Source organism: Peribacillus sp. NPDC076916 (assembly GCF_050269675.1).
Lineage (GTDB): Bacteria > Bacillota > Bacilli > Bacillales > DSM-1321 > Peribacillus > Peribacillus aracenensis.
The window spans coordinates 98,995-121,600 of record NZ_JBNNIU010000011.1; the positions used below are offsets into that span (position 1 = coordinate 98,995).

Here is a 22,606-nt window from a genome sequence, read left to right on the forward strand (position 1 = left end):
TTTATTAAATAGGCTGACAGCAGCCTGAAGTTACGCTATTAAAATCCACCTGCTTATTTCCTTGTCAGCACATAAAACTGAACGGGAATTTCCGTCATGGAATTCTTTATAAAATCTGTTACCTCCCATCCTTGCTGAAATAATTCGGTAAATGTGTCCCTGGTTCTCATCCGCCATTCAGTGGCTGCTTGACTATTTGTGACCCTTATTGTCCTGAAGTCCTTTGGAATGGCCACAAAAGCTGTATCCCAATTTTGTTCAGGCAGCGGAAGAGTGAAGGTTGGAACAGGCAATCCCTTTTCATTGGTCTCCGATTGAATAAGCGACTTTTCTATCGCAAAGTCCAGCGGAATTCCCCGTCCACTAGAATCCGTTGTCTCCTTTTTACCAATATGCCATTCGACAAGAAAGCGGTCAGATGGAATTCCGCTGTTTAAAAGATCTTCCATTTCACCATAGCAGTTTGCGATATATGTGGAACAGACCCCACCAAGCTTGGCTATATTCAAATACCCATTAATACTTTCCAAAGGATCGTAAGTCCAGGTAATAATGGAAAAGCCGAGCTTTAATGCTTCTTCACGTTGGGCTAACTTTAACTTCTCCCCTATTCCTTTGTTGCGAAATTGCTCATCTATTCCTAGAATATGTGAACAAAGATAGGCTGTTTGCCCATTGAATCCCGGAAAGCTATACTGAAATCCAATAAGCTTCTCCTCGCAATATGCTCCTAGAACCAAACCACCGTTTTTTACAGCTGTGATGGTTTGGTGTGTGGGGATTGAGTCGTTTTCTCCCCAAATGTCGGATTCTAGCTTTCTTACGTCCTCTAGCTCTTCAATTCGATGAAGAGAGCGAATTGCAATTTCCTGTGTTTTCGTCATGTCCAACCTCCTAGGAAAAGCTCAAGCGCCTTGATCACCGCAACATAAGATGAACAAATAAATTCCACAGCCGACGGCTTGTCGTTACAAGGCACTGGAGCTATCATTTATGTTGTAAAAATATATTTCTACTTTTTTTACAAAAGAAATTATTCCACTTTGCTGAAATCAGCCTCTTGCATTGGAATCATTTTTGTTCGCTTTACGATTTTATAACCTAGAAAAGCCAGGAAAAATAAAGGAAGCCCGATATAAGAAATTAAAATTCCATACCAGTCGATCTCAAGGCCGAAAAAAGCAGAGTAATTTTGTCCCAGGATAGCCGTAACACATAAAATTGTCGCTAATATTGGACCGAATGGGTACCATTTTGATACATAAGGCAAATCTTTCAAATCTCTTCCTTGTGCAATGTATGCCTTTCGGAATCGATAATGTGTAATCGAAATTCCTAACCAGGATAAAAAGCCGGATAATCCTGCAGCATTCAATAACCAAGTATAAATCGTGCCTTCTCCGAAAAAAGAGGTCAGGAAAGCTGCCATCCCAACGATGGTAGAAAAGTACACAGCGTTAACTGGAATGCCACCTGAATTCACTTTTTTTAGAAACGAAGGGGCTTTGCCTTCTTTCGCCAGCACCCAAAGGACGCGAGAAGCCCCATACATGGCGGAATTGCCTGCAGAAAGAACGGAAGTAAGAATGACCACATTCATAACCGATGCAGCGATCGCAAGTCCTGCGTTTTGAAAAACTAAAGTGAAGGGACTTACCGCAATATCTTCTATATCCGAGCTTAACAAGCGCGGATCATTATAGCTGATTAAAAATCCAATCACGATGATCGCCAATACATAGAACAAGAGCAGTCTCCAGAAGATTTGCTTAATGGCCTTGGGTATATTTTTTCTCGGATTTTCACTCTCGCCGGCCGCAATTCCTACTAGCTCGGTGCCTTGGAAGGCAAATCCAACCACCATAAAGACACTTATAACGGATAAAAAGCCTCCTTTAAACGGTGCCTCTCCTTTGGTGATATTTTCAAAACCTACGGCATCCCCTCCCATGATTCCTACAATCATTAATAACCCCACTACTATAAAAATGATAATCGTCAAAACCTTTATAATGGCAAACCAGAATTCGGATTCTCCATATCCTTTTACCGATAAAATATTCAGGCCAAATATGAGGGCAAGAAATAATGCGCTCCAAATGATGCCCGGAACAGAAGGCAGCCAATATTTCATGATCAGGGAGGAAGCCGCCAATTCCAACGCGACTACGATTGCGTTGTTATACCAATAGTTCCATCCGATCGCAAATCCTAAAGCTGGATCGACAAACCTTGATGTATAGGTACTAAAAGAGCCTGTAATAGGAATCAGGGCAGCCATTTCGGCTAGGCTTGTCATCAGGAAATAAACCATAATTCCGGCAATTAGATAGGCAGCTACAGCTCCTCCGGGACCCGCAGTATGTATAATGGAACCGCTTGCTAAAAATAGCCCCGTTCCAATGGTTCCGCCAATTGCAATCATGGAAAGATGCCTTGGTTTGAGTTTGCGCTCCAGTTGTTTTCCATCAGTAGCTGTTTGGTCCCCGGTTTGTGATGTTTGTGCGGTATTTTCCATAAAACACCCCTTCATTAATTTTTTTAGTAAAAAATTTTATTCTCCTGCCGCCAACATTACTGTGTTAATTAAAATTTTCGTTCCATAAATTAGTGCTTGCAAATTAAACTTCATATCCGGATGGTGCAGACCAGGCGTTAAATCGCAGCCTAACCCTATCATGGTTGCTGTTATATCAGGATTTTTGGCTGTATAAAAATGAAAATCCTCTCCTCCTTGAGAAATGCAGACTGGAGCGACATTTTCCCTCCCAAGGATATCTCCAATGGCGGCCTCAGCCAGCTTTATGGCTTTTTCATGCAAACTCGCAGCTGGGACGAATTCTTCCGCAGACCAGGAGATGGATGTTTCAGTTTGTTGCATTGTCTGGTCAAAAGCTTCCTCTGATAAGCGGTTTAGTTCATTCATTACATCATTTGATTGAGCTCTGGCATCAATTGCAAAGACAGCTGTTTCCGGGATAACGTTTGATGCATTGTTGTTTGTTTGAAATTGAGTCATTTTGATGGAATAAGGAGTTTCGGTAACTAGATTAATCTGCTGTAATTTTTGGATAAGCAAAGCTGCTGCCTCGATGACATTTATTCCATCTTGCGGTCGGGATGCATGGGCTTGTAAACCTTTGATGGTTCCCCTTATCGTTTCGGCAGAGCCATGGACAATGACGGGGGAAGCTTTCATATAAGGAACCTCCGTACTGGGTCTTACATGTACCCCGAATAAATATGTAACATCCTCCAATGCTCCATCATTGATCATTTGAAGAGCGCCTTCTCCTTTTTCTTCCGCAGGCTGAAATATGAATCGGAGAGTGTGTTTAGGCCGGATTCCACTGGAAGCAATGGCCAATGCTGTATATAAAACCATTGTGCTATGTGCGTCATGTCCACATGAATGATTGGCCTTTACAACTCCATCTACTTCCTGAACAAGCGCATCCATATCAGCCCTTAATGCCACAACCTTTTTTGAGATGCCTGGAATCTCGGCAATGATTCCATGATGGCTCTGAAATGTTTTTGTGGTCATTCCCGCTTTCCTAAGAGAATTTAATATATAGCAAGACGTTCTTTCCTCCTGCCAGCTTGGCTCAGCCAAAGAATGCAGGTCATGGTAGGACTTTATCAATGATTCTTGATGCTGATCAATATATTGAATCGGGTTCATAATGATGCACCCCCTCCTTTACATGAATTTTAACTTTATAAAAGACTCATTCATTAAACACTTCATAACTTGAATATAGCCTTTCTAATTTTTGCTGATGGGTATGGATCCGTTTTTCGTCTTTTTGATGTATGCCTGTAATAACCAAGTCCAATAAGCTAATGACCGAAGCGATTGAATTGGTTCCGGTTTCTGCGTTTTCTTCAGTAGTCAATGCAATATCAGCGATGCGGCCAACAGGTGACAGAAGGCGGTCTGTAACTGAAATTAAACAAACTCCTTGTTCTTTGGCACACTCAGCAACTTTTAATGTTTCATTTGCATACCTCGGAAAGGAAAAAACGACTATCACAGACTTGTCAGTGAGGTTACAAAACTTTTCATAGAAGTCACCTGTTGGTGAACATAAACTTACATTTTCCCTTAATGAACTTAGCGTATAGGAGAACCAATAGGCGGCGGCATGGGAAATGCGATGCCCTGCAATTAATATTTGGTCAGCCTGGATCAAGACATCGACTGCTTTCCATATATCCTGAACGTTCGTATGATCTAATAGATGTCTTAAAATATGAACTTCGTTTTCTATGACTTTGGTAAATGGGTCTTGCTTGTCATCAAAGCGGAGAATGGAATCCTTGTTGGATATGTCTATATGATTTTGGTGCAGCAGCTGTTTTTGAATTCTGGCCTGCATTTTACTAAACCCTTCAAATCCTAATGAATAGGAAAACCGAATGACCGTCGTTTCACTAACTTCCGCTTCCCGACCAATTTGAAATGCCGTTTTAAAGGCGGCTTCATCCAAATTTTCAATCAGGTAAGCGGCAACTTTTTTTTGACCTGCCGATAATTGGTCAAATTTTTCCTTTACTAATAATTTAAAAGGAAGATGTTCCAAAATATTACCCCTTTCCGACGAATTAAATACTTCTTTCTATGAAAATAATGAAGGTAATCCTTCTTTGCTTTATACACTATCACAATTTAATTAGAAAAAGAAGAATATTTTTGACTTTTCCGATAATTAATCACTCTAAATTTCAATCAGATAATAGGCCGTTGAGATAATAAGCAAAGGCTGTTTTCTCATACTTTGTTGCTATTTACCAAGTAAAGCGGCGTGGTTGATTTCCCTCCAGATGCTCGCTTTCCGCGGGGCGGGCGGTGAGCCGCCTCGGCGTAAACGCCTGTGGGGTTTCACCTGTCCCGCTGCTCCCGCAGGAGTCTCGCACTTGCGCTCCAATCAACCTTAAATCGTTTAGTTTTTAAAAACAACAATCTTTACGAAAAGAGCTTAAGCAAAAAAACTATTAGTAGGTAGGCAAATTCGAAGAAAAGCCATTTTTTTCTAAAAAACATTTCCAGTTAATTTCAGATATCCGCTCTCTTCTTCATTTTTTTACTTTATTTGTAAACTTAACAACTTCATTGACATTTAGCATCAAGATTTATGTTAGAATATTCTGTAGTTTCAACTTATTCAAGGGGAGGCAATTTAATGGGGAAATCACTTAAAGGGCATGAACTTTTACAAGTTTTAACAGAGGGGAAACAACCTCCGAATTGTGACCTAACATTACAGATTGAAGCAAATTATGCCCAGGATGGAATTGCGAGAGGTGTATGGAAAGTAGATGAAAAGTTTATTAACGGAATTGGTGTAGCAATGGGTGGATTTGTCACTTCTGCAGCAGATATTATGATGGCTTATGCGATATCCTCTAAATTAAGTATCGGACAATCCTTCGCATCCATTGATTTACATACTACCTTTCATCGACCAGTGAGACTAGGAGACGTACAGGTTGAAGCAAAAGTAGACCGAATCGGAAAAAAAACTGCTTATGTACTCGCAGATTTATTTCAAAATGATAAAAAAGTGGCAAGCGTTGTGTCATCAGTCATGATCCTTTAAACTAGATAAAAAAGCATGTTGCACAAAAAGTCCTTCGTAACATGCTTTTTTCATTTAGACAATTCGATAAAATCAAGAACGTCCACAAGATTCACCGCTTCTCCAAATCACCTCATTGTAATTACCATTTTGAATATTATTAAGATGCCCCATCATCAAACAAACCATCGCAGCACAGGGCTTTTGAGATCCATGGTGAATAGACCGTAATCAATGACGACCATTTCATCATTCTCGTTATATCCGACATTCTCTAAACGCAAATCTATTGGTATAATACCGTGCCTCAGTAATTTTAATTCCAACTTGATCAGTTTCGTATATTCCTTGATTGCAAGCGGCACTTTCGTGTCCACCTTTTTCATGATAATCCAGCCCGTCCCATGCTCCTTAACCGGACATAAATACTTTTTGACTTCCTCATTACAGTTATTATATATATAAGCTTCATTTGCATTGCTTATTAATCCTACTTCTGACAATGCAATTTTTAAAATATAGCCATTATTTAAATCATAGACGACCCGGTTAAAACCATGCCCGATCATTTTATACTTGAACTTTAGCGTTTTTCTGGCTGTAGCTACTATTTGTCCAGCGGTTTTATAAATTTGGAATATCCCTATTTGAGATATCCAGGACTCAATGGCTTTCATCTCTTGCTTGGACAATATTGTACTTTTATTCGGCTGATGTATCCTTTCCTTACCATTTTTAATTGGCCACATTCCCTAAACGTCTCCTTTTTTAAAAATTTATTACTAGAGAGATGGGTTTACTTGGATGAAAAAAACAATAGGAGAATAAATGCTTGTTCTCAGTTTTTCAAGGTTTCCCCCTCGTTATACGATATGCCTTTACTATATAACGGCTTGTACTGTAGCTGAGGATACTAGAAAAAATTACAAATTTTTCAATGAAGGGGCGGTAAGAGATAAACCTGCTTATCTTCATAAATAAAGCAAAAAACCCCGGGATTGGTTTTCAAGGCCAAATCCCAGGGTTTTTTCCTTTCCATATTGTTTTCGTTTTTGACAGGTATACGTCGCCTATTCATCTACTATGCTAATAAGTCAACATCTTTTGGTTGCTCCATATGATGATTCTTTTTAATGGATAGCGCAGCAATTATTGAAATGGCGGAACAAGCGATCAAGAACCAAAATGCCCCATTGTAGGATCCTGTAAGGGTGATGATAAAGCCCATGACAAGAGGTGATATGAAACCTGCGGCCTGTGCCCCCATATTAATTACTCCCATTGCGGAACCGATAACCTTTTTAGACATGATTTTATGCGGCAAAGCAAAAGCAACTGTAAAGGCAAAGCTTTTAAAGACCATACAAAGATTCAAATAAACCATTGCAGCTACTAAGGAGGTCGATGTAAACATCAAATATAGGAACATCCCAGACATAAGCATGCCAAATGCCGCATAATATTTTTCCAAATTATTAAAAAACCTGTCAAGAAGCCATCCACTGAACAACATGGCAACTCCCGTTGAGATACCCGGTAACGCTGCATAAAAACCCATGGACAATAGGTCCATTCCTCTAGCTTCCATCAAATAAGATGGAATCCAGGAGGAAAGTCCCCAATTTACTATTCCGGCAGCAAACCACATGACAGTTATTTTCCACAATCCGGAATTCATCAGCAATTCCTTCATTGGAACACTATTGTCTTTTAATGGAGCAGTGCTTTCTTTTGGTTTAAAATATACCCAGAAAGCTATCGTTAACAATATTCCTAGCAATCCGATTACATAAAACATGTTTCTCCAGCCCATAAATAAAATCATCGGCGCAGCCACTAGCGGGGCAAGTGCCATACCAAAGTAATTGGATGACATCAAGTAAGCAGAAGCCTTTGGCCTTTCATCCCGGGGAAAATAATCCGCTATCCCTTTTTGGGAAGCGGAAGGATATCCTCCTTGACCGAGCCCGAAAAGAAAACGTATGACGAGTAACGAAATAAGGGACCAGGCAAAACCGGTAAATACGGTAAAAACAGACCATACAATGATGGACCATATTAAGACTTTTCTTGAACCCAGTTTATCTGTTAGCCATCCTCCTGGTATTTGCATGATGGCATAGGATAGGAAGAAGCTACTCAAGATTGCCCCGACAGCAGCAGCATCCAAATTAAATTCTTCCTTAATAGATACAACAGCCACACTCATGACCATCCGATCCAAATAATCAACCAGATAACCAACAAACAGCAAAAATAATATAAAGTGCTTATTTTGGGACCCTCCAATGTAACGCTTCATCTTATTCCTCCCTTTTTCTACTAATCCTTCTTTTTTCTTTCCATATGCAAATTAGTGCGTATTATCTATCGATCGTGATATGTTGCCACTTTATTTATTTTTGAACTTCGGAACCTTCTAATTACCTTCCCATATCGTGCTCCTGTGTATTCCCCATGATAAACGGTTAATTTTCCATTTATATAAACCACATGTATGCCTTCAGGCTCTAATAGCGGCTCTTCAAATGTAGCTCGATCTTTAATTTTTCCGGGATCAAATATAACAATATCTGCCTGATATCCCTCTTTAATTAACCCCCTATCCTTTAATCTCATTAGCTGCGCAGGAGCACCTGTCATTCGACGAATCGCTTGTTCAAGCGTCAAAGCTCCTTCTTCCCTAACATATTTGCCTAATACTCTCGGAAATGTCCCGTGTAATCGTGGATGCGGCTTACCACCAAAAATCCCATCAGATCCCACCATTTGCAGCGGATGACACATACTCTGCAAAACATCCTCCTCAAAGCCCCAATGAATGACCATTGCTACATTCCCTTTTTCCTCAATAAGAATATCAAATGCGGCATCTTCAGGGGATTGCTGCCTGATTTCTGAAATTTCAATCATATCCTTACCTTCTAAGCGTTTATTAGAACCCGTTTGAACGGAGGTAATCATGATATTTTTCCAGCCACAATTCAAAACCCAATTTTCATAGTCTGTGTTTGTTTTAAATTCATCAGAGATTCTTTTTCTGAATTCTGGAATACTCAATCGTTTCAGCGTTTCTTCCGTTCCGCCTGCATGCATCCAAGGTGGAAGTATGGCATGAAAAACGGTTGAAGCTGCTGAATATGGATATTGATCAAAGGTAATTTCAATACCTTCCTGTCTAGCGGCACTCATCTTATCCAGTGCTTTCTTAAATTTATCCCTGTTTCCTTGGCCGATTATCTTAAAATGAGAAATATGTAATCTTACACCGGATTGTCTGGAAACATCTATGACTTCATCCAAAGCTGATAAAGAGTGAATGCTTTCATTCCGGATATGGACAACGAAACAGCCATCATATTTCGCGGTACCCTTGCATATTTCAATCAATTCTTCCTTATTGGAGAAAACATTTGGGGGATATACCAATCCTGAGGACAAGCCTACTGCTCCCATACGCATTCCTTCCTCGACCAGCAAACGCATTTTTTCCAATTCTTGTTTAGTTGCCACCCTATCTTCAAATCCCATGACCAAGGAACGAACCGCGCCATGAGGTACCAGGTAAGCTGCGTTTCCTATCATTTTTGACTTTTCTAGAAATGAAAAATATTCATCAATGCTATTCCATGGCCATTCCCCAATATCGCCATTCAGTCCACTTAATTGTTTTTTCCATAACGGCTTTGTTTTTTCTGATACAGGAGCAACAGAAATACCATCCTGGCCAAATAATTCTGTGGTCACACCCTGAAGTGCTTTTATTTTATGAACTTCTGGAACAGTGCAAAGTAAATCGGAATGAACATGAGGATCAATAAATCCTGGTGAAACTGCCAACCCATTGGCATCTATAGTTTGCCCAGCCTGTTCGCTGCTTAAATTCCCCATTAAAGTAATTCTTCCATCCTCGATTCCAATGTCAGTTTTCGTCCAAGGGTTCCCTGTTCCATCATAAACCCTTCCATTTTTTATAATCACGTCTAGCATTTGACCACATCCTCTAAATATTAGTTAGACTAATTGATGATTTAAAATAGAATCAAAAGGGTAAATCGGTCTGCTTATATTCTTGTAATCAAAGGTTGATAACTTCGCACTGCTTAACCCAGGCGAGTCAACCGTTATGATTTCTTTAGCAATAGGCATGAAGGCTGCGCGAAAATGGTGAGATGATTTCAAACCAACAATACTTGATTTCTCAACATCTATTCCATGAAGAAGGAAAATTTGTTCATCAAAGGTCTGGGAATTAACAGAGCATACAATGATATTCACATTACCAACCAATAATCTTGCGCTTCTCCCCAGGTTCACCTTGCTTCCATTCCACATCGGTGAGGACTGAATAAACTTGCCGTCAGATAGGCTTTTTACATAAGCTGATATTTTTAGAGGGTTACCATGTAAACGATCTGTTTTACCGCCTAATTCGACATGAATTAGGGACCCCACACCTTCTTTATGGGCCACTTTTGCTACTTCTGGATCAAAAATAAACCCAAAGCAGCTATTTGGAATGTTTGCTTCTATCATTTCCTTCAATAAAAAGGTGCCATCACCTGGTGTACCAGCACCAGGGTTATCAGAAGCTTCATTAATGATGATGGGCGTTCCATTTCGGGAGAAAGCATATGAAATGGCTTCCTTTGGTGACGGCAATATTGGATAAAATTCATCTTTCTTTTCAAAAATTCTAGCAGCTATATCATTTGATATTTTTTGTGCTAAAGAGGGTTCATTATTCGTAATGGTAATTACCGAAACTCCTGCGTGAGGGATATCTGAATATGGAAAGCCATGGAATAAGGTACAATCAAGGACCTCGGGATGCTTTTCCCATTCCTCGCACCATTCATTGATTTCTTTAATTGGAGAAAAGTAGGAGGTTGTAGTAGGAATTAGTAATGGTAATTTAGATAGAGCCATTTCCGGGTTAACTTTCCCTTGAATCATGCGAGCGGTTATATCAATCGCTTCTATCCCCCTTTCATAGGAATCCGTATGAGGGTAATCTATATTGCCGAGCAGTACATCTGCTTTTTCAACCATGGTTTCCGTAATATTACCATGGAGGTCCAAAGTAGCTACTATTGGTATTTTTGAACCCAAAACGCTTCTTAATTCCGATAGGATCTCTCCTTCAATATCGTCAACTCCTTCTGCTACTCCTGCTCCATGAAGAAATAGACAAATCCCATCCAATTCTCCAGCATTCATGATACTTGATATTAATAGATTTTTTGCTTTTTGAAACGTTTCCTGTGTTATCGTTCCTGAAGGATTGGCCATGGCTGCAAAGGTTGGCACAATTTCAATCCCCAGCTCTTCTCCCCGTTCGATCATCCCACCCAAATAATCCAATACACCAGTATGCCTATCGAGAAGTTCCTCTCCTTGGGTCCATTCCCATACTTTAAATAAGTCGACTGTCGTTCTTACTCGAGAAAACGTATTCGTTTCATGGGCCAACTGACCGATTGCTATTCTCATAAAAGTTCCCCTTTCTTCACTATTAATAAATAAAACCTTATCTGACTGACTCCCTGGAAAATTGGAATTCATATAGCTGTCGGGGTCTTCCTCGGTTTATGGGCTGTTCCTCACCCACGATGACGGCTAGATTCGTATTTTCAAGGGTATTCAGGATTCTCCTTGCGCTCCTAATGGTCAAACCGAGTCCGTTAGCAAGATCATTTGCTGTGATGCATCTATTGCCAAAGCACTCACAAAAGGAAAGTAATTTGTTAATGGTTGCAATACTGAGCCCAGCTGTTTTTGCTAAATTCATTAGATGTGGGTCATCACTCCGCAAGGAATATTTCAATCTCCCATCTTTTCCGACAGGCCCAAAAACCGTTCCATCCATGTCAACCACAAAGCAACTCGGTTTATTAAGCCTCGCTTTCATAAGTGCTTTACGGGCACTCACTTCCGCTTCGTTTGCTGTATATCCAAATCCTATTCCGATGGTGGTCTCTACATCGATTTTCATGGCTATCTCATCTAATAGCGGAGCTTTTTTATATTTGTGGGTAGTCCTTTCAATGGCGCCCCGAGTAGTTATAAATCGGACTTCATCTCGTTCTGACCAGTCAAAAATAGCCTGGGCCTCTTCACAAAAATCGATAAGAAGATTTTGAAGTGCTGCTTTTTTTCGCTGTTCTCCATATTCTGATATGGGCTTTTTTAAAGAAGAAAGCAAGTTATTAAAATGCAGGATTCCAATGGCAATTTGTGTATCGCTTTGAAGTAAGGCCTTCCCCTCCAAGAGAACATTATTTAAACTAGATCGAATGGCGGACATTGTAGGGAGGACCCTGAATACTAGCACCCCTAGCCCTTTTAACGATTCGTATACAGATTTAACACATGTAACGGCCACCTGAGTTTGATTATTTTTCCATAATTCATAATGAAAATGAACCAATTCATCCGCTTTGTGATCAGCTTTCAGAAACATCTTTTCTGGATATATTTCTAAATCCTCAAAACACTCTTTTACTTCTCTATTTGGCAATGTGTCAATACTAATCCTTAACGGTTCCTTGATTGGATTGAAAGAAGTTTCAGTAATGATCTTAAAAAGTGTTCGATACAAAGATGTTCCTGTTGAGGGGATAAAAACCATTGGCTTTGTAATATTTTGATTCTTTACCATTTGATAAGGAATGGTGCCTAAAAAGAATAAAACATCCGCCTCGTCGACTCTTCTTCTAATCACATCTATTGTTTCCTGTTCATGTTTATAAGGTGCAGGTAACATGGTAATGTCAGAGTACGATTGGCCGATGGTAAGCACTAGTTCTACTAAATCTATAGGACCTATTACTAATACTTTTGTATTCATTTGATCCTCCACTTTTATTTTTCAAATAATACTGAATAGTAAGTTTTTATTATTGTTTATAACTTTAACTATCTAAATAATAAAAGTAAATGTCTGTTAATGGACCGAAATACGATTTTTTTAAGCGGCCAGTTATTTATTTGATCTTTCTCCACTCCTATTGCAATAGAGAATACTATATCGTCGTGCCTGGTCGATTATTGATATTATCCAGATCATACGTTAATGGGCGGAATTGGAGAAAAAATGTCTATTTGCCGCATATCATTGTTTATCAAGACCTACATTAAAAAAATATAGATAAATTAAAGGACATAACCTATTTGTTATATCAAATAGGTTATGTCCTTTATTCTTTAAAAATCGCACTCGATTGTGAAGAATGTCTAAAGTAATTTATGAATTTGAATTTGTTGCCATACAATTTTATAATTGTATGAAAAAAGGATGAGGATTGTGCCTATTAATTCGTTTGAAGAATATCCAATGACATGGAGGCCGACGTTAAATCGAGAAGATAGACCGATTTATCAGGCATTAGCTAAGCAATTAGAATCTGACATTAAAGAGGGACGCTTAGTTCCAGGCACAAAACTTCCACCGCAAAGAGAGTTAGCAGACTATTTGGATGTGAATCTAAGTACAATCTCAAAATCATTTAAAGTAGCTGAATTAAAAGGACTGATTAGTGCAACCATTGGCAGTGGAACGTATGTTTCATATGATGCGATTTCGAACGCATACTTGCTTTCAGAAGAAAAGCCAAAACATTTAATTGAAATGGGCGCAATGCTACCAGATCGTGTATCATACGGACCTTTACATGACCTACTGCAATCCATGTTACAAGAATCCGATTGTGCGAGATGGTTTGGGTACAGCCGGCCAGGTGATTCGATTTGGCAAAAAGATGCAGGCGTCAAATTATTAAAACATGCCGGTGTTGAAACGACTAGAGAGCATATCTTACTGGCTAATGGCGGACAAAATGCCATCACCGCAACACTGGCAGGTCTTTGTCAGCATGGAGACCGGATAGGTGTCGATCACCATACATATCCAGGGTTAAAGACAGCTGCCGCGATGCTGGGCATCCAGCTTGTCCCGATTCGGTCAGAAACTGATGAAATGAGTCCGGAAGCACTTCTTTATGCATGCAAAAACGAAAACATTAAAGGCTTATATATTATTCCGGATTACCAGAATCCGATGACGTATAAAATGAGCATCGGTACTCGAAAGGCTATTGCAGAGATTGCCATAAAGTATAATTTATTTATCATTGAAGATGGAATGTATCATTTAACCCAAGACAAAGTATTGCCGGCCGTAGCGACATATGCACCTGAACATTCGATTTATATAGCGAGTTTATCGAAATCGATGGCACCTGGACTCCGTCTTGCTTATGTGGCAGTTCCTTTAAAATTCCTGGATCCTACTCGAAAAGCTCTTTATAACTTAAATATTTCCGTATCGCCACTACTTGCGGAATTAACAGCACGAGCAATTGTTTCGAGTCAACTTGAAAACATTGTTGCACTTCATAAAGAGGAAACTAAAGCTCGCAATCAATTGGTCAATCATTATTTAGATAAGGAAAATTGTTTAGGCGGAGAAACAGGGATTTTTCGCTGGTTACATCTGCCGAACCGTTATACAGGGGACCAATTTGAACAAATAGCTGCAGCACAAGGTGTACAAGTTTATAGTGGAGGGCGATTTGCGGTAGGTAATGTCGCACCGGCAAATGCCGTGCGTTTGGGGATTTGTGCGCCAGAAACGAAAGAGGAACTTGAAAAAGCGCTTAATATACTAAAAAAAATAATTGAAACGTGAAAGGAATATTGTTTGCCATACAATTATAATATTGTATGGTTTTTTATGTACGTGTTATGATAATTCAAATTTAGCGGGAGGATATCATGCCTCGATACAGTAAAGAAAACGAAACAGCTAATGATTTTTAAACAATATGATTAAAAGGAGCATTTAGAAATGCACAACAAATTTGCAAAGAGAGCTAGTTTGGTTAAATCTTCTGAAACGCGTGAAATATTAAAGGTCACAGAACGGCCAGAAGTGATTTCTTTTGCAGGAGGTCTCCCGGCTCCGGAACTGTTTCCAATGGTGGAACTGAATGTGGCATGTGAAGCCGTTCTTAAAGAAGATGGCCCTGCTTCCCTTCAATACAGTACAACAGAAGGTTATATCCCGCTTAGAAACGCGATCATTAAGCGGATGGATGCGATCGGTATTCAAGCCCATTTACAGCAAATCGTGATTACATCAGGGTCCCAGCAAGCTATTGATCTGACAGGAAAGCTCTTTCTTGACGAAGGGGATACCATCATTTGCGAAAGCCCTACATACCTGGCTGCGGTCAATGCCTTTAAAGTATACAATGCCAACTTTGTAGAAGTAGAGATGGATGAAGACGGCATGATGATGGAGGAACTGGAGAAACGGCTTCAGGAGAATCCCCAGACAAAATTCATTTATACCATTCCCGATTTTCAAAACCCGACAGGCCGAACGCTCAAGCTTGAAAGAAGAAAAAGAATGATCGAGCTCGCCAGCCAGTATGATGTTTTGATTTTGGAAGATAATCCGTACGGAGCTATCCGGTTTTCTGGTACTGCCCTTCCGCCAGTAAAATATTTTGATACAGAAGGCCGGGTTATTTATCTGAGCACCTTTTCGAAAATCTTCACACCGGGACTTCGGCTTGGCTGGATTTGTGCGGATGAAGTATTTATTGAGAAATACGTGGCATTTAAACAGACAGCAGACTTACACTCTGACAGCTTTGCACAGCGGATCACGGCTAAATATATGGAACTTTATGATATAGAGGCTCATATTGAGAAAATTAAAGCCGTATACAAAGAAAGGTGCATAACGATGATTTCCTGCATCGATCAATTTTTCCCTGAAAACATCTCCTACAGCAAGCCGGAAGGCGGATTATTTATTTGGGTAGAGCTTCCTGCTTCAGTTGATTCAAGTAAAATCTTTGTGGAGTGCTTGAAAAATAATGTGGCCATTGTTCCTGGTATTCCATTTTTTCCAAATGGTACACAAAAGAACACATTACGGTTAAATTACTCGAATACAACGAAAGAACAAATTAGGGAAGGTATAAAACGTATTGGTGAGGTCTTACATCATGAATTAAAGCAAGAACAACATCTTCTTAAGCAATGACAAGGCAACCTAGCTTCTGTCATTGCAGCTCTATATGAAGGAATGCTTATCTTGTCACTTTCAAAATCTATTAATAGAAAAAATAGGGGGAATTATGATGCCATTATCAAATACAAAATTAAACACTTGGAAGCCATTTTCAACATCACCGCCACCACCGTTTACTCCATTTGTTAAAACAGTACTGAATAAGCTTATATTAAAAACAGATTAAGAATCTGTGAAATATAAGCTGTTTCGCAGATTCGAAGGAGTAGACGATGAAATCTAACATTCAGTTTATATTATCAATGATAATCTTTGGTACGATCGGTTTAGTGCAAAGATACATTGATTTATCTTCGAGTGAGACAGCTTTACTAAGTAGTTCAATCGGATGTCTATTTTTAATGTTCGTATTTTTTATGTTGAAAAAATCCATTTCGTGGAAATCAGTGAAAACTAATGCTTCCACCCTATTTCTTTCTGGTATTGCATTAGGAGGGAATTGGATTTTTCTCTATCAATCTTACGATTATACAACAATCACTAACGCAACATTAGGGTATTACTTTGCACCTGTGTTTGTCATGATTCTCTCACCAATTATCCTTAAGGAACAATTACCTATCAAAAAGATTGTTTGTATTGGTGTTGCGATATTAGGTATGTTATTGATTGTTGGAAATGGCATAAGTGCATCTGGAAAAGGTAATCTGCTTGGGATCTTTTTTGGATTAGCTGCAGCTGCATTTTACGCTGCATTAATGTTATTAAATAAATTCATTCAAAACATGGCCAAGTTAGAGATTACCATGATCCAACTTGGAACAACTGCTTTGCTGCTATTACCTTATGTGCTTATTACTGAAGGATTTAGTATCTTGGAAGTATCCAGATCATCCATTCCCTTTATAATTCTATTAGGGATTGTTAACACTGGTATTGGATTTTGGTTATTTTTTTCAGGTATGCAAAAGTTAAAAGGACAAAGTATTGCTATGCTAAGCTATGTAGATCCATTTGTAGCGATACTGATTTCTGCTCTTATCTTGCAAGAGCAAATGACATTTGTTCAAATGCTTGGTGGTATATTGCTTTTAGGTTCAACATTTGTTAGCGAAAATAAATCAATAAAACTTTCAAAGTCAACCTGAAAACAACAGTTTTAAGCTTCTTACCTCAATTTTTTTAGATAGTCAAGGTCATTTTTTCCGGTTTCTTTTATTGGGACTCACTTTTACAGCACTTACAGGTATTTGGTACTTACTCTATCGTACTAATACGACAGCTAAGAATGGTCTTAAAAAGAGAGAGGTTAATAGTGCCATAAAAGGTATTTCGGGTACAGTATTATTAGTATTCGGTGTAAGGTTATCCTTAGAAGAATAACTTTGATGATTATTAATTTGAGAAATAATCAATCTAATATATGGTTGATTATTTCTCTTTTGCATTTAGGGTATCAGCATTCTAAACTCTCTAATAAGGATAGGATTTCATTATGAATCTCTTCTTATTTTGACCTACTATCATCAAATGTCTGAATTCGATACCCTTTTAAACGTCTAAGATGTGTAGATACATTTATTCATATATATAATCTGCTTTTTTCTGGTTCATCTAACTCTCCATAATATAGGCTTCTCAATCCTTAACAATCCTTCCATAGTCAAATCAATATATTCCTTAAATTACATTAGACTACTTAAGAAAGAGGCTTCCAATTATCTAATTCAAGGGATATTTGTTGCTTTTCTTTTCCTTCTAACTGTTTATAAATTGCCTCATTATATGAAACAGACATTGAAATAACTGCAATCCTCTGGCTGCTTCAATGTTAAAGAGTATAAATGGCTATATATTGCGTAGGATATTTTGCTAATCATATCTATATCCATTGGAAATCAGATACCAATCCAGGAACCTAATACTTCAGTTCTTACTGGAGAAATTGATGCTTTCCTTGCATAAAAAAATGCCCGATTCCATAATCTTAGAATCGGACATTTTATAAAGCCATTAAAGTTAAAGTGAAACTGTGCTGCTTTTTTGACATCTCATACAGCGTAGACATCTTTTTCGTTTCCTAGGTTTTAAGTGAAATAATAATAGCACGATCACAAAAACTTAATGGAATTTACCAGTTAATCTAAAACCAATTTCTGCAACTAGAGTGGATAGTAAAAATGTTCCTGTATAAACAACTAGAGATATAACAACTATACGCCATCCCAATTTCTTGAATTCTTTCAAATCTTTCCCGAAAGAAAGGCCAGCATAAGCCAAAATAGGTGTTGCCAATGCCATAAAATTAACTTGTTCTGTTATTTTAATGATTGATGCGTTTCCTGGAAAAATCGGAGTCGTAACCAATAAGGCTAACATAGAAACCCAAACAACAATTGGTAGTTTAATAGGGGAGATTTTTGCGAAAAAGAACCCTAATATCGTTACAGCAACAATGATCATCATACCTGGTAATGCGTCAATTGGTGAAACATTGTATCCAATCCAATTTCCCATAATAGCTATTATGCCGATAATTATAAAAGTCAATATTTTATCTTTCATATAAAATCTCCCCTTTATGCCCTATGCTTCAATATTTTTGATTTGATCTTTTTTTGACTTTCGCCCTAAAATAGGCTCAAATTTTTTGTATAAATAGTTTGTAAAAGGAAGAGAAAAGAATACACATATATACGTTCCTAAAATTGTTGTAATTAAGTTAGCAGCACCCGCAAAAACTGCGATATCCTTTGCGGATTCCGGGAATATAACAGCTAATGCCCCTGACATGGCAGCCATCATACTACCTGAGCCTACACCCGCACCCATGGCTAGTGAAATTGGATGAAACCAACCAGTTTGAGCCAAAAAACTTGCTAACACTGACAGATATAAAGCCCCAAACAAAGTACCACAAACATATACGCCCAGCGCTCCCCGTCCTTCTGGTGAATCCGAGCCATATTTCTCAGCGATAATGGCTAAGTTAGGTTCTCTATCGATTGAAAAAGTAGCACCGACTGCTTCTCTTTTCATTCCAAGTAATAAAGCAATCGGCAACCCTAATAGGATAGTACCTGCGAAATGTCCCACTTCTTGTAATCCTAAAGAAATCCCAGCATCAAATATCTTCGGCAATGAAGGACCCATTAACATTCCCAATTTGGCTACAAAAAGCATGAATGAAATCCCTAAAATATTGGCCGCTACATTCATTTCCTTCATTTTTAAAATTTTGAAAGATGGTAAACTAATAATGGCTCCGATAATTAATGCATATAACATTGGAAATAATGCAATGGCTCCAATCCCAATGTTAAACGTTTTGACGCCAATAAATTCTGTAACACAGACTAATATCAAAACAAATAAATGAATTTTCCAATTACGCAGAGAATTTTCTTGCACTTTATTACACTCCTTTTCTACAAATTATGCTGATTCTAAAAGGAAAACCAACACTGTTTTTGCTTATCATTTTTTAACTTATTGAATTTTTTCAGTTGTATTCATAGCTAGTCCTACGATAAGGGAAATCCCTTGGATCATCGCTTTTTCATCTGGTAAAAATACGTCACTATGCAGCTTCATCGGATCCTCAGGGTTTTCTCCTACTCCCAAGAAGACAAATGTACCCGGGACTTTTTCTAAATAGAAAGCAAAATCTTCACTTGCCATACTTGGTTTTGACAACCACTGCACTGAGTTTTCTCCAAATAAATCAGTAGCAATGGCAGCAACATGTTCATTAAATTTTGGATCATTCATTGTAACAGGATACCCCACTGTAAAGTTATAGTTTATTTCAACTTCTAATTTAAGTGCGGAAGCCACTCCTTCGATAATCCGTTGAATGCTTGCAGCCACTTCCTTACGAGTGTTCGCATTAAGTGTTCGTACAGTTCCTTTAAAACTAGCTTTTTCAGGAATAATATTATAGCCATCTCCTGCTTCAATTGTTCCGATTGTAATAACAACGGAATCTACTGGATCTGTTTCTCTGCTAACAATTGTTTGTAGAGCTGTTACAACATGAGCAGCACCCACAATAGCATCTACTCCTTGATGCGGTGCTGCCCCGTGACCTTGTTTACCTTTTAATACAACATCAAAAGAATCCATACTTGCCATTATCGCACCATTTCTAAAACCATAAGTTCCAGTAGCTAATTCAGGCCAAACATGAAAAGCAAAAGCATGGTCGACGGGAGGGTTGCTTAATACACCTTCTTCAACCATCATTATTCCCCCGCCCTTCATCTCTTCAGCAGGTTGAAAAATGAATTTTATTGTACCCGCGATATGATGCTTATTTTGAGATAAAATATTAGCGGCAGATAGTAACATTGCGGTATGCATATCATGTCCGCAAGCATGCATAACCCCAGGATTTTTAGATTTGTAGCTTACATCCGTTTTCTCCTGTATAGGTAAAGCATCAATATCAGCTCGCAAAGCAAGCACAGGTCCCTCTTCATCTCCACGAAGAATACCCACAACCCCTGTCTTAGCCACTCCGGATGTCACTTCAATTCCAAGATCTTTTAAATAATTTGCAATAATTCCAGCCGTTTTATGCTCTTCAAATCCAAGTTCAGGATTTTCATGAATCATCCTTCTTAATCTCACAGCTTCTTCATATATTCCAGATGTTTGCTCTACTATTTCAGTTGACTTTATTGCATTTGACATTTTTTTGATCATCATCATTCATCCCCTAAAGAAAAATAAACACAAAATATTCTAGCTATAATATCAATATTTTAGTTTTAAAAACTTTCACTATAATAAAAAAATGATTTTTTTGAAAAAACCTTATTATTTGATAATTCTTAATAGATATTGTTATACTACCATTTCAAATATTGACTGTAAATATTGAAAATACAAAAAATTCATTATTCTCTTTAAGCGAATGTTCAAAAAGGAGAACAAAAGAGCCAAGTTGTTCGAGGAACGATTGTCTCGAGGATCCAGAACGTATCATACACGAGGACCAGATTTGCACAAGATAAGGTAAGCTATGAAAGCGACTTATCGACGAAGGAAATAGTTAGCTATTTTTAGGACGGGTACGACTTTAGCGGAAGGTCATAAAAAAGCGACACTTCGTTATTGAAGTATCGCAAAATTACATTGAATAATTTAAAAATTCAAAAATCGAAGCAGATATTATGGCAGTTGTACACGGTCAAATCAGAATGCAGCATCCTTAAATCTTGAATAGTTTTCATCTCGCCTCTTCTCCATAGGTAATACCTTTCTCCACTTATTTCCATTTTTAAAATCCTGGCCTTAATGTCCAGAAGTCATTTTAATACCTACAGCCCCTGCAATAATACACATAATAAATAGGATTAATCTTAAACTTCTAGGTTCATTAAAGAAGATCATTCCTGCTAAAACACTTCCAACAGAGCCGATACTGGTCCATATTGCATAGGCAGTCCCCACCGGAATGGAAGTTAATGACAAAGAAAGAAAATAAAAGCTTAAACTCCCCAAAAAAAGACAAGCTACAGTGGGAAGCAATTTTTTAAACCCTTTTGCACGTTTCAGGCTTATAACACTGCCAATCTCGGCAAATCCGGCAATAAGAAGAAAAAACCAAGCCATTTAATCATCCCCTACCCTTGAATAAATCATTTCACTTCCTTTAATGTTTAGGTTGTGCTGGATTGATTTTTATTCCGATTATTCCTAATATCATTAAAGCCATAAAAAATACTTTCAGTGGATTAATGGTCTCTCCAAAAAAAATCAACCCAGTTACTATCGTTCCCACCGTTCCCAATCCAGTAAAAATGGAGTAACCAGTTCCTAAGGGCATGGAATGTAAAGCTTTTGAAAGTAAAAAGAAACTAAAGATTATAATAACTGCCGTTACTATACTAGGTATAATTTTGGTGAATCCGTGTGAATATTTAAGACCGATCACCCAGACGATTTCCAAAAGTCCTGCCATTATGATATATATCCATGCCATTTTATCGCTCTCTCCTTCGGCATTGACACTTATTTTGGAACCACGAAGTTCTCCATATATCGATAAATCGCATAAGCTACCCCATTCTCATCATTTTTAAGGGTTGTCGTTGTACAAACAGCTTTTATGCCATCTTTCGCATTTCCCATCGCTACGCTGTATTCAACTTTCTCGAACATGGATAAATCATTGTTGCTGTCCCCGATTGCCATAGCTTGATCTAAGGAGCCATTCATCAATATAGCCAATTTTTCAAGAGCCATTCCTTTTGAAGCTCTTTTACTAGTAATTTCAATGTTGTGATCAGCAGAAGAAACAACCATCAGCTCATCAAACTGTTTGAATTTGTTCCATGCTTCCTCTAATTTTTTTTCATCAAAAGAACATGCCAATATGTTATAGAATTCTTCCTCCTGTTTTAAGATATCATGATAGTTTTCAACTAAAACATATCCAAACTGGTCAAATTGCCTCTCCGCTACTTCAACTAATTCTTTCATATCTATATTCAAATCTGCGTTTTTCAAACTTTTAATCTCATTATGGAAATCTTCTCTTTCCTTTTTAAGAGTATAAATGGCTTTATCAGTAAACACTTCGTAATAATAATTCCGTTCATCTAACCATTGGAGAATAGATTCGACACGATCTTTAGTTATCGTAATAGAAGAAATGCACTTTCCGCTTTTTGAATGAATGGTCGCGCCATTTGTCCCGATTACAAATAGGGATATCCCGGCTTTTTCACAAATTGTTTGAACGTCAAAATAAGCCCGTCCTGTTGAAATAACTACTTCGAAGCCTCTATCTTGGGCATATTGAATCGCCTTTATATTCTCTTCACTAATTTCATTCTGGTCGTTTAATAATGTTCCGTCTAAATCTATCCCAATGAAACTCATGCTATACAGCCCCTTTTCTCATTCAATCTATTAAATTCTCTTTCTAGCTTTATACCTGCTATCAATAAAAATCCAATCAAAAAAGAGA

19 protein-coding genes and 1 pseudogene are annotated in these 22,606 nt (G+C 38.1%); 5 read left to right on the top strand and 15 right to left on the bottom strand.

The genetic code is table 11. The features are described from left to right. Positions 1-53 precede the first annotated feature (53 nt). From ACQKFG_RS22920 to ACQKFG_RS22935, 4 genes are all read right to left on the bottom strand, one after another. On the bottom strand, positions 54-884 hold the full coding sequence (locus ACQKFG_RS22920; protein ID WP_427563195.1) for a GNAT family N-acetyltransferase: 831 nt from the start codon (positions 882-884) through the stop codon (positions 54-56). A gap of 149 nt (positions 885-1,033) precedes the next feature. Further along, a complete protein-coding gene (locus tag ACQKFG_RS22925; protein ID WP_427563197.1) occupies positions 1,034-2,518 on the bottom strand; it encodes an amino acid permease in 1,485 nt (494 codons plus the stop codon). Positions 2,519-2,554: 36 nt separating this feature from the next. Next, complete coding sequence (locus tag ACQKFG_RS22930; protein WP_192204395.1) at positions 2,555-3,685, bottom strand: amidohydrolase; 1,131 nt, start codon at positions 3,683-3,685, stop codon at positions 2,555-2,557. A gap of 46 nt (positions 3,686-3,731) precedes the next feature. Further along, positions 3,732-4,586, bottom strand: coding sequence for a MurR/RpiR family transcriptional regulator (locus tag ACQKFG_RS22935; protein ID WP_427563200.1), 855 nt, complete (start codon positions 4,584-4,586; stop codon positions 3,732-3,734). Positions 4,587-5,186: 600 nt separating this feature from the next. Between ACQKFG_RS22935 and ACQKFG_RS22940 the strand changes: the two genes are divergently transcribed. After that, the gene (locus ACQKFG_RS22940) at positions 5,187-5,603 is read left to right on the top strand and encodes a PaaI family thioesterase (protein ID WP_192204393.1); all 417 of its coding nucleotides are present in this window, start codon (positions 5,187-5,189) and stop codon (positions 5,601-5,603) included. Positions 5,604-5,758: 155 nt separating this feature from the next. Here ACQKFG_RS22940 and ACQKFG_RS22945 read toward each other — a convergent pair whose 3' ends face one another. From ACQKFG_RS22945 to ACQKFG_RS22965, 5 genes are all read right to left on the bottom strand, one after another. After that, positions 5,759-6,331, bottom strand: coding sequence for a hypothetical protein (locus ACQKFG_RS22945; protein ID WP_349729341.1), 573 nt, complete (start codon positions 6,329-6,331; stop codon positions 5,759-5,761). A gap of 332 nt (positions 6,332-6,663) precedes the next feature. Beyond that, on the bottom strand, positions 6,664-7,884 hold the full coding sequence (locus ACQKFG_RS22950) for an MFS transporter (RefSeq protein WP_349729339.1): 1,221 nt from the start codon (positions 7,882-7,884) through the stop codon (positions 6,664-6,666). Positions 7,885-7,949: 65 nt separating this feature from the next. Continuing rightward, on the bottom strand, positions 7,950-9,572 hold the full coding sequence (locus ACQKFG_RS22955) for an N-acyl-D-amino-acid deacylase family protein (RefSeq protein WP_427563203.1): 1,623 nt from the start codon (positions 9,570-9,572) through the stop codon (positions 7,950-7,952). Positions 9,573-9,596: 24 nt separating this feature from the next. Next, positions 9,597-11,075 (bottom strand): M81 family metallopeptidase, encoded by a 1,479-nt coding sequence (locus ACQKFG_RS22960; protein ID WP_427563205.1) that lies wholly within the window; start codon positions 11,073-11,075, stop codon positions 9,597-9,599. Positions 11,076-11,112: 37 nt separating this feature from the next. Next, positions 11,113-12,432: a transcriptional regulator gene (locus tag ACQKFG_RS22965; protein ID WP_342615540.1), complete on the bottom strand. Its 1,320-nt coding sequence runs from the start codon at positions 12,430-12,432 to the stop codon at positions 11,113-11,115. A gap of 456 nt (positions 12,433-12,888) precedes the next feature. Between ACQKFG_RS22965 and ACQKFG_RS22970 the strand changes: the two genes are divergently transcribed. The 4 genes and pseudogenes from ACQKFG_RS22970 to ACQKFG_RS22985 form a co-directional block, all read left to right on the top strand. Beyond that, positions 12,889-14,271: a PLP-dependent aminotransferase family protein gene (locus ACQKFG_RS22970; protein ID WP_427563208.1), complete on the top strand. Its 1,383-nt coding sequence runs from the start codon at positions 12,889-12,891 to the stop codon at positions 14,269-14,271. 159 nt (positions 14,272-14,430) lie between these two features. Beyond that, positions 14,431-15,639 (top strand): PLP-dependent aminotransferase family protein, encoded by a 1,209-nt coding sequence (locus ACQKFG_RS22975; protein WP_192204386.1) that lies wholly within the window; start codon positions 14,431-14,433, stop codon positions 15,637-15,639. A 260-nt stretch (positions 15,640-15,899) separates the two neighbouring features. Continuing rightward, positions 15,900-16,775 (top strand): DMT family transporter, encoded by an 876-nt coding sequence (locus ACQKFG_RS22980; RefSeq protein ID WP_427563210.1) that lies wholly within the window; start codon positions 15,900-15,902, stop codon positions 16,773-16,775. Further along, positions 16,766-17,010: pseudogene (locus tag ACQKFG_RS22985) on the top strand (LysE family transporter); the annotation flags it as partial. The gene ACQKFG_RS22980 and the pseudogene ACQKFG_RS22985, both read left to right, overlap by 10 nt. 738 nt (positions 17,011-17,748) lie before the next feature. Here the strand turns inward: ACQKFG_RS22985 and ACQKFG_RS22990 are convergent. The 6 genes from ACQKFG_RS22990 to ACQKFG_RS23015 form a co-directional block, all read right to left on the bottom strand. Then, on the bottom strand, positions 17,749-18,192 hold the full coding sequence (locus ACQKFG_RS22990) for a hypothetical protein (protein ID WP_076368886.1): 444 nt from the start codon (positions 18,190-18,192) through the stop codon (positions 17,749-17,751). A gap of 21 nt (positions 18,193-18,213) precedes the next feature. After that, on the bottom strand, positions 18,214-19,038 hold the full coding sequence (locus ACQKFG_RS22995; RefSeq protein ID WP_192204383.1) for a DUF3100 domain-containing protein: 825 nt from the start codon (positions 19,036-19,038) through the stop codon (positions 18,214-18,216). A 78-nt stretch (positions 19,039-19,116) separates the two neighbouring features. Then, positions 19,117-20,337 (bottom strand): M20 metallopeptidase family protein, encoded by a 1,221-nt coding sequence (locus tag ACQKFG_RS23000; RefSeq protein ID WP_427563213.1) that lies wholly within the window; start codon positions 20,335-20,337, stop codon positions 19,117-19,119. A 588-nt stretch (positions 20,338-20,925) separates the two neighbouring features. Further along, entirely contained in the window at positions 20,926-21,246 is a 321-nt protein-coding gene (locus ACQKFG_RS23005) for a DMT family transporter (protein WP_387708885.1), read from the bottom strand. A gap of 40 nt (positions 21,247-21,286) precedes the next feature. Then, entirely contained in the window at positions 21,287-21,616 is a 330-nt protein-coding gene (locus ACQKFG_RS23010) for a DMT family transporter (RefSeq protein WP_427563215.1), read from the bottom strand. Between the two features lie 29 nt (positions 21,617-21,645). Further along, on the bottom strand, positions 21,646-22,518 hold the full coding sequence (locus ACQKFG_RS23015) for a Cof-type HAD-IIB family hydrolase (protein WP_427563217.1): 873 nt from the start codon (positions 22,516-22,518) through the stop codon (positions 21,646-21,648). Positions 22,519-22,606 lie beyond the last annotated feature (88 nt).

Excerpts from the sequence above, each read along its gene's own strand:
- ACQKFG_RS23000 (WP_427563213.1), bottom strand. The coding sequence starts at position 20,337 with ATGATGATCAAAAAAATGTCAAATGCAATAAAGTCAACTGAAATAGTA.
- ACQKFG_RS22975 (WP_192204386.1), top strand. The coding sequence starts at position 14,431 with ATGCACAACAAATTTGCAAAGAGAGCTAGTTTGGTTAAATCTTCTGAA.
- ACQKFG_RS22950 (WP_349729339.1), bottom strand. The coding sequence starts at position 7,884 with ATGAAGCGTTACATTGGAGGGTCCCAAAATAAGCACTTTATATTATTT.
- ACQKFG_RS22945 (WP_349729341.1), bottom strand. The coding sequence starts at position 6,331 with ATGTGGCCAATTAAAAATGGTAAGGAAAGGATACATCAGCCGAATAAA.
- ACQKFG_RS22990 (WP_076368886.1), bottom strand. The coding sequence starts at position 18,192 with ATGAAAGATAAAATATTGACTTTTATAATTATCGGCATAATAGCTATT.
- ACQKFG_RS22920 (WP_427563195.1), bottom strand. The coding sequence starts at position 884 with ATGACGAAAACACAGGAAATTGCAATTCGCTCTCTTCATCGAATTGAA.
- ACQKFG_RS22940 (WP_192204393.1), top strand. The coding sequence starts at position 5,187 with ATGGGGAAATCACTTAAAGGGCATGAACTTTTACAAGTTTTAACAGAG.
- ACQKFG_RS22930 (WP_192204395.1), bottom strand. The coding sequence starts at position 3,685 with ATGAACCCGATTCAATATATTGATCAGCATCAAGAATCATTGATAAAG.
- ACQKFG_RS22955 (WP_427563203.1), bottom strand. The coding sequence starts at position 9,572 with ATGCTAGACGTGATTATAAAAAATGGAAGGGTTTATGATGGAACAGGG.
- ACQKFG_RS22980 (WP_427563210.1), top strand. The coding sequence starts at position 15,900 with ATGAAATCTAACATTCAGTTTATATTATCAATGATAATCTTTGGTACG.
- ACQKFG_RS23010 (WP_427563215.1), bottom strand. The coding sequence starts at position 21,616 with ATGGCATGGATATATATCATAATGGCAGGACTTTTGGAAATCGTCTGG.
- ACQKFG_RS23005 (WP_387708885.1), bottom strand. The coding sequence starts at position 21,246 with ATGGCTTGGTTTTTTCTTCTTATTGCCGGATTTGCCGAGATTGGCAGT.
- ACQKFG_RS23015 (WP_427563217.1), bottom strand. The coding sequence starts at position 22,518 with ATGAGTTTCATTGGGATAGATTTAGACGGAACATTATTAAACGACCAG.
- ACQKFG_RS22960 (WP_427563205.1), bottom strand. The coding sequence starts at position 11,075 with ATGAGAATAGCAATCGGTCAGTTGGCCCATGAAACGAATACGTTTTCT.
- ACQKFG_RS22925 (WP_427563197.1), bottom strand. The coding sequence starts at position 2,518 with ATGGAAAATACCGCACAAACATCACAAACCGGGGACCAAACAGCTACT.
- ACQKFG_RS22965 (WP_342615540.1), bottom strand. The coding sequence starts at position 12,432 with ATGAATACAAAAGTATTAGTAATAGGTCCTATAGATTTAGTAGAACTA.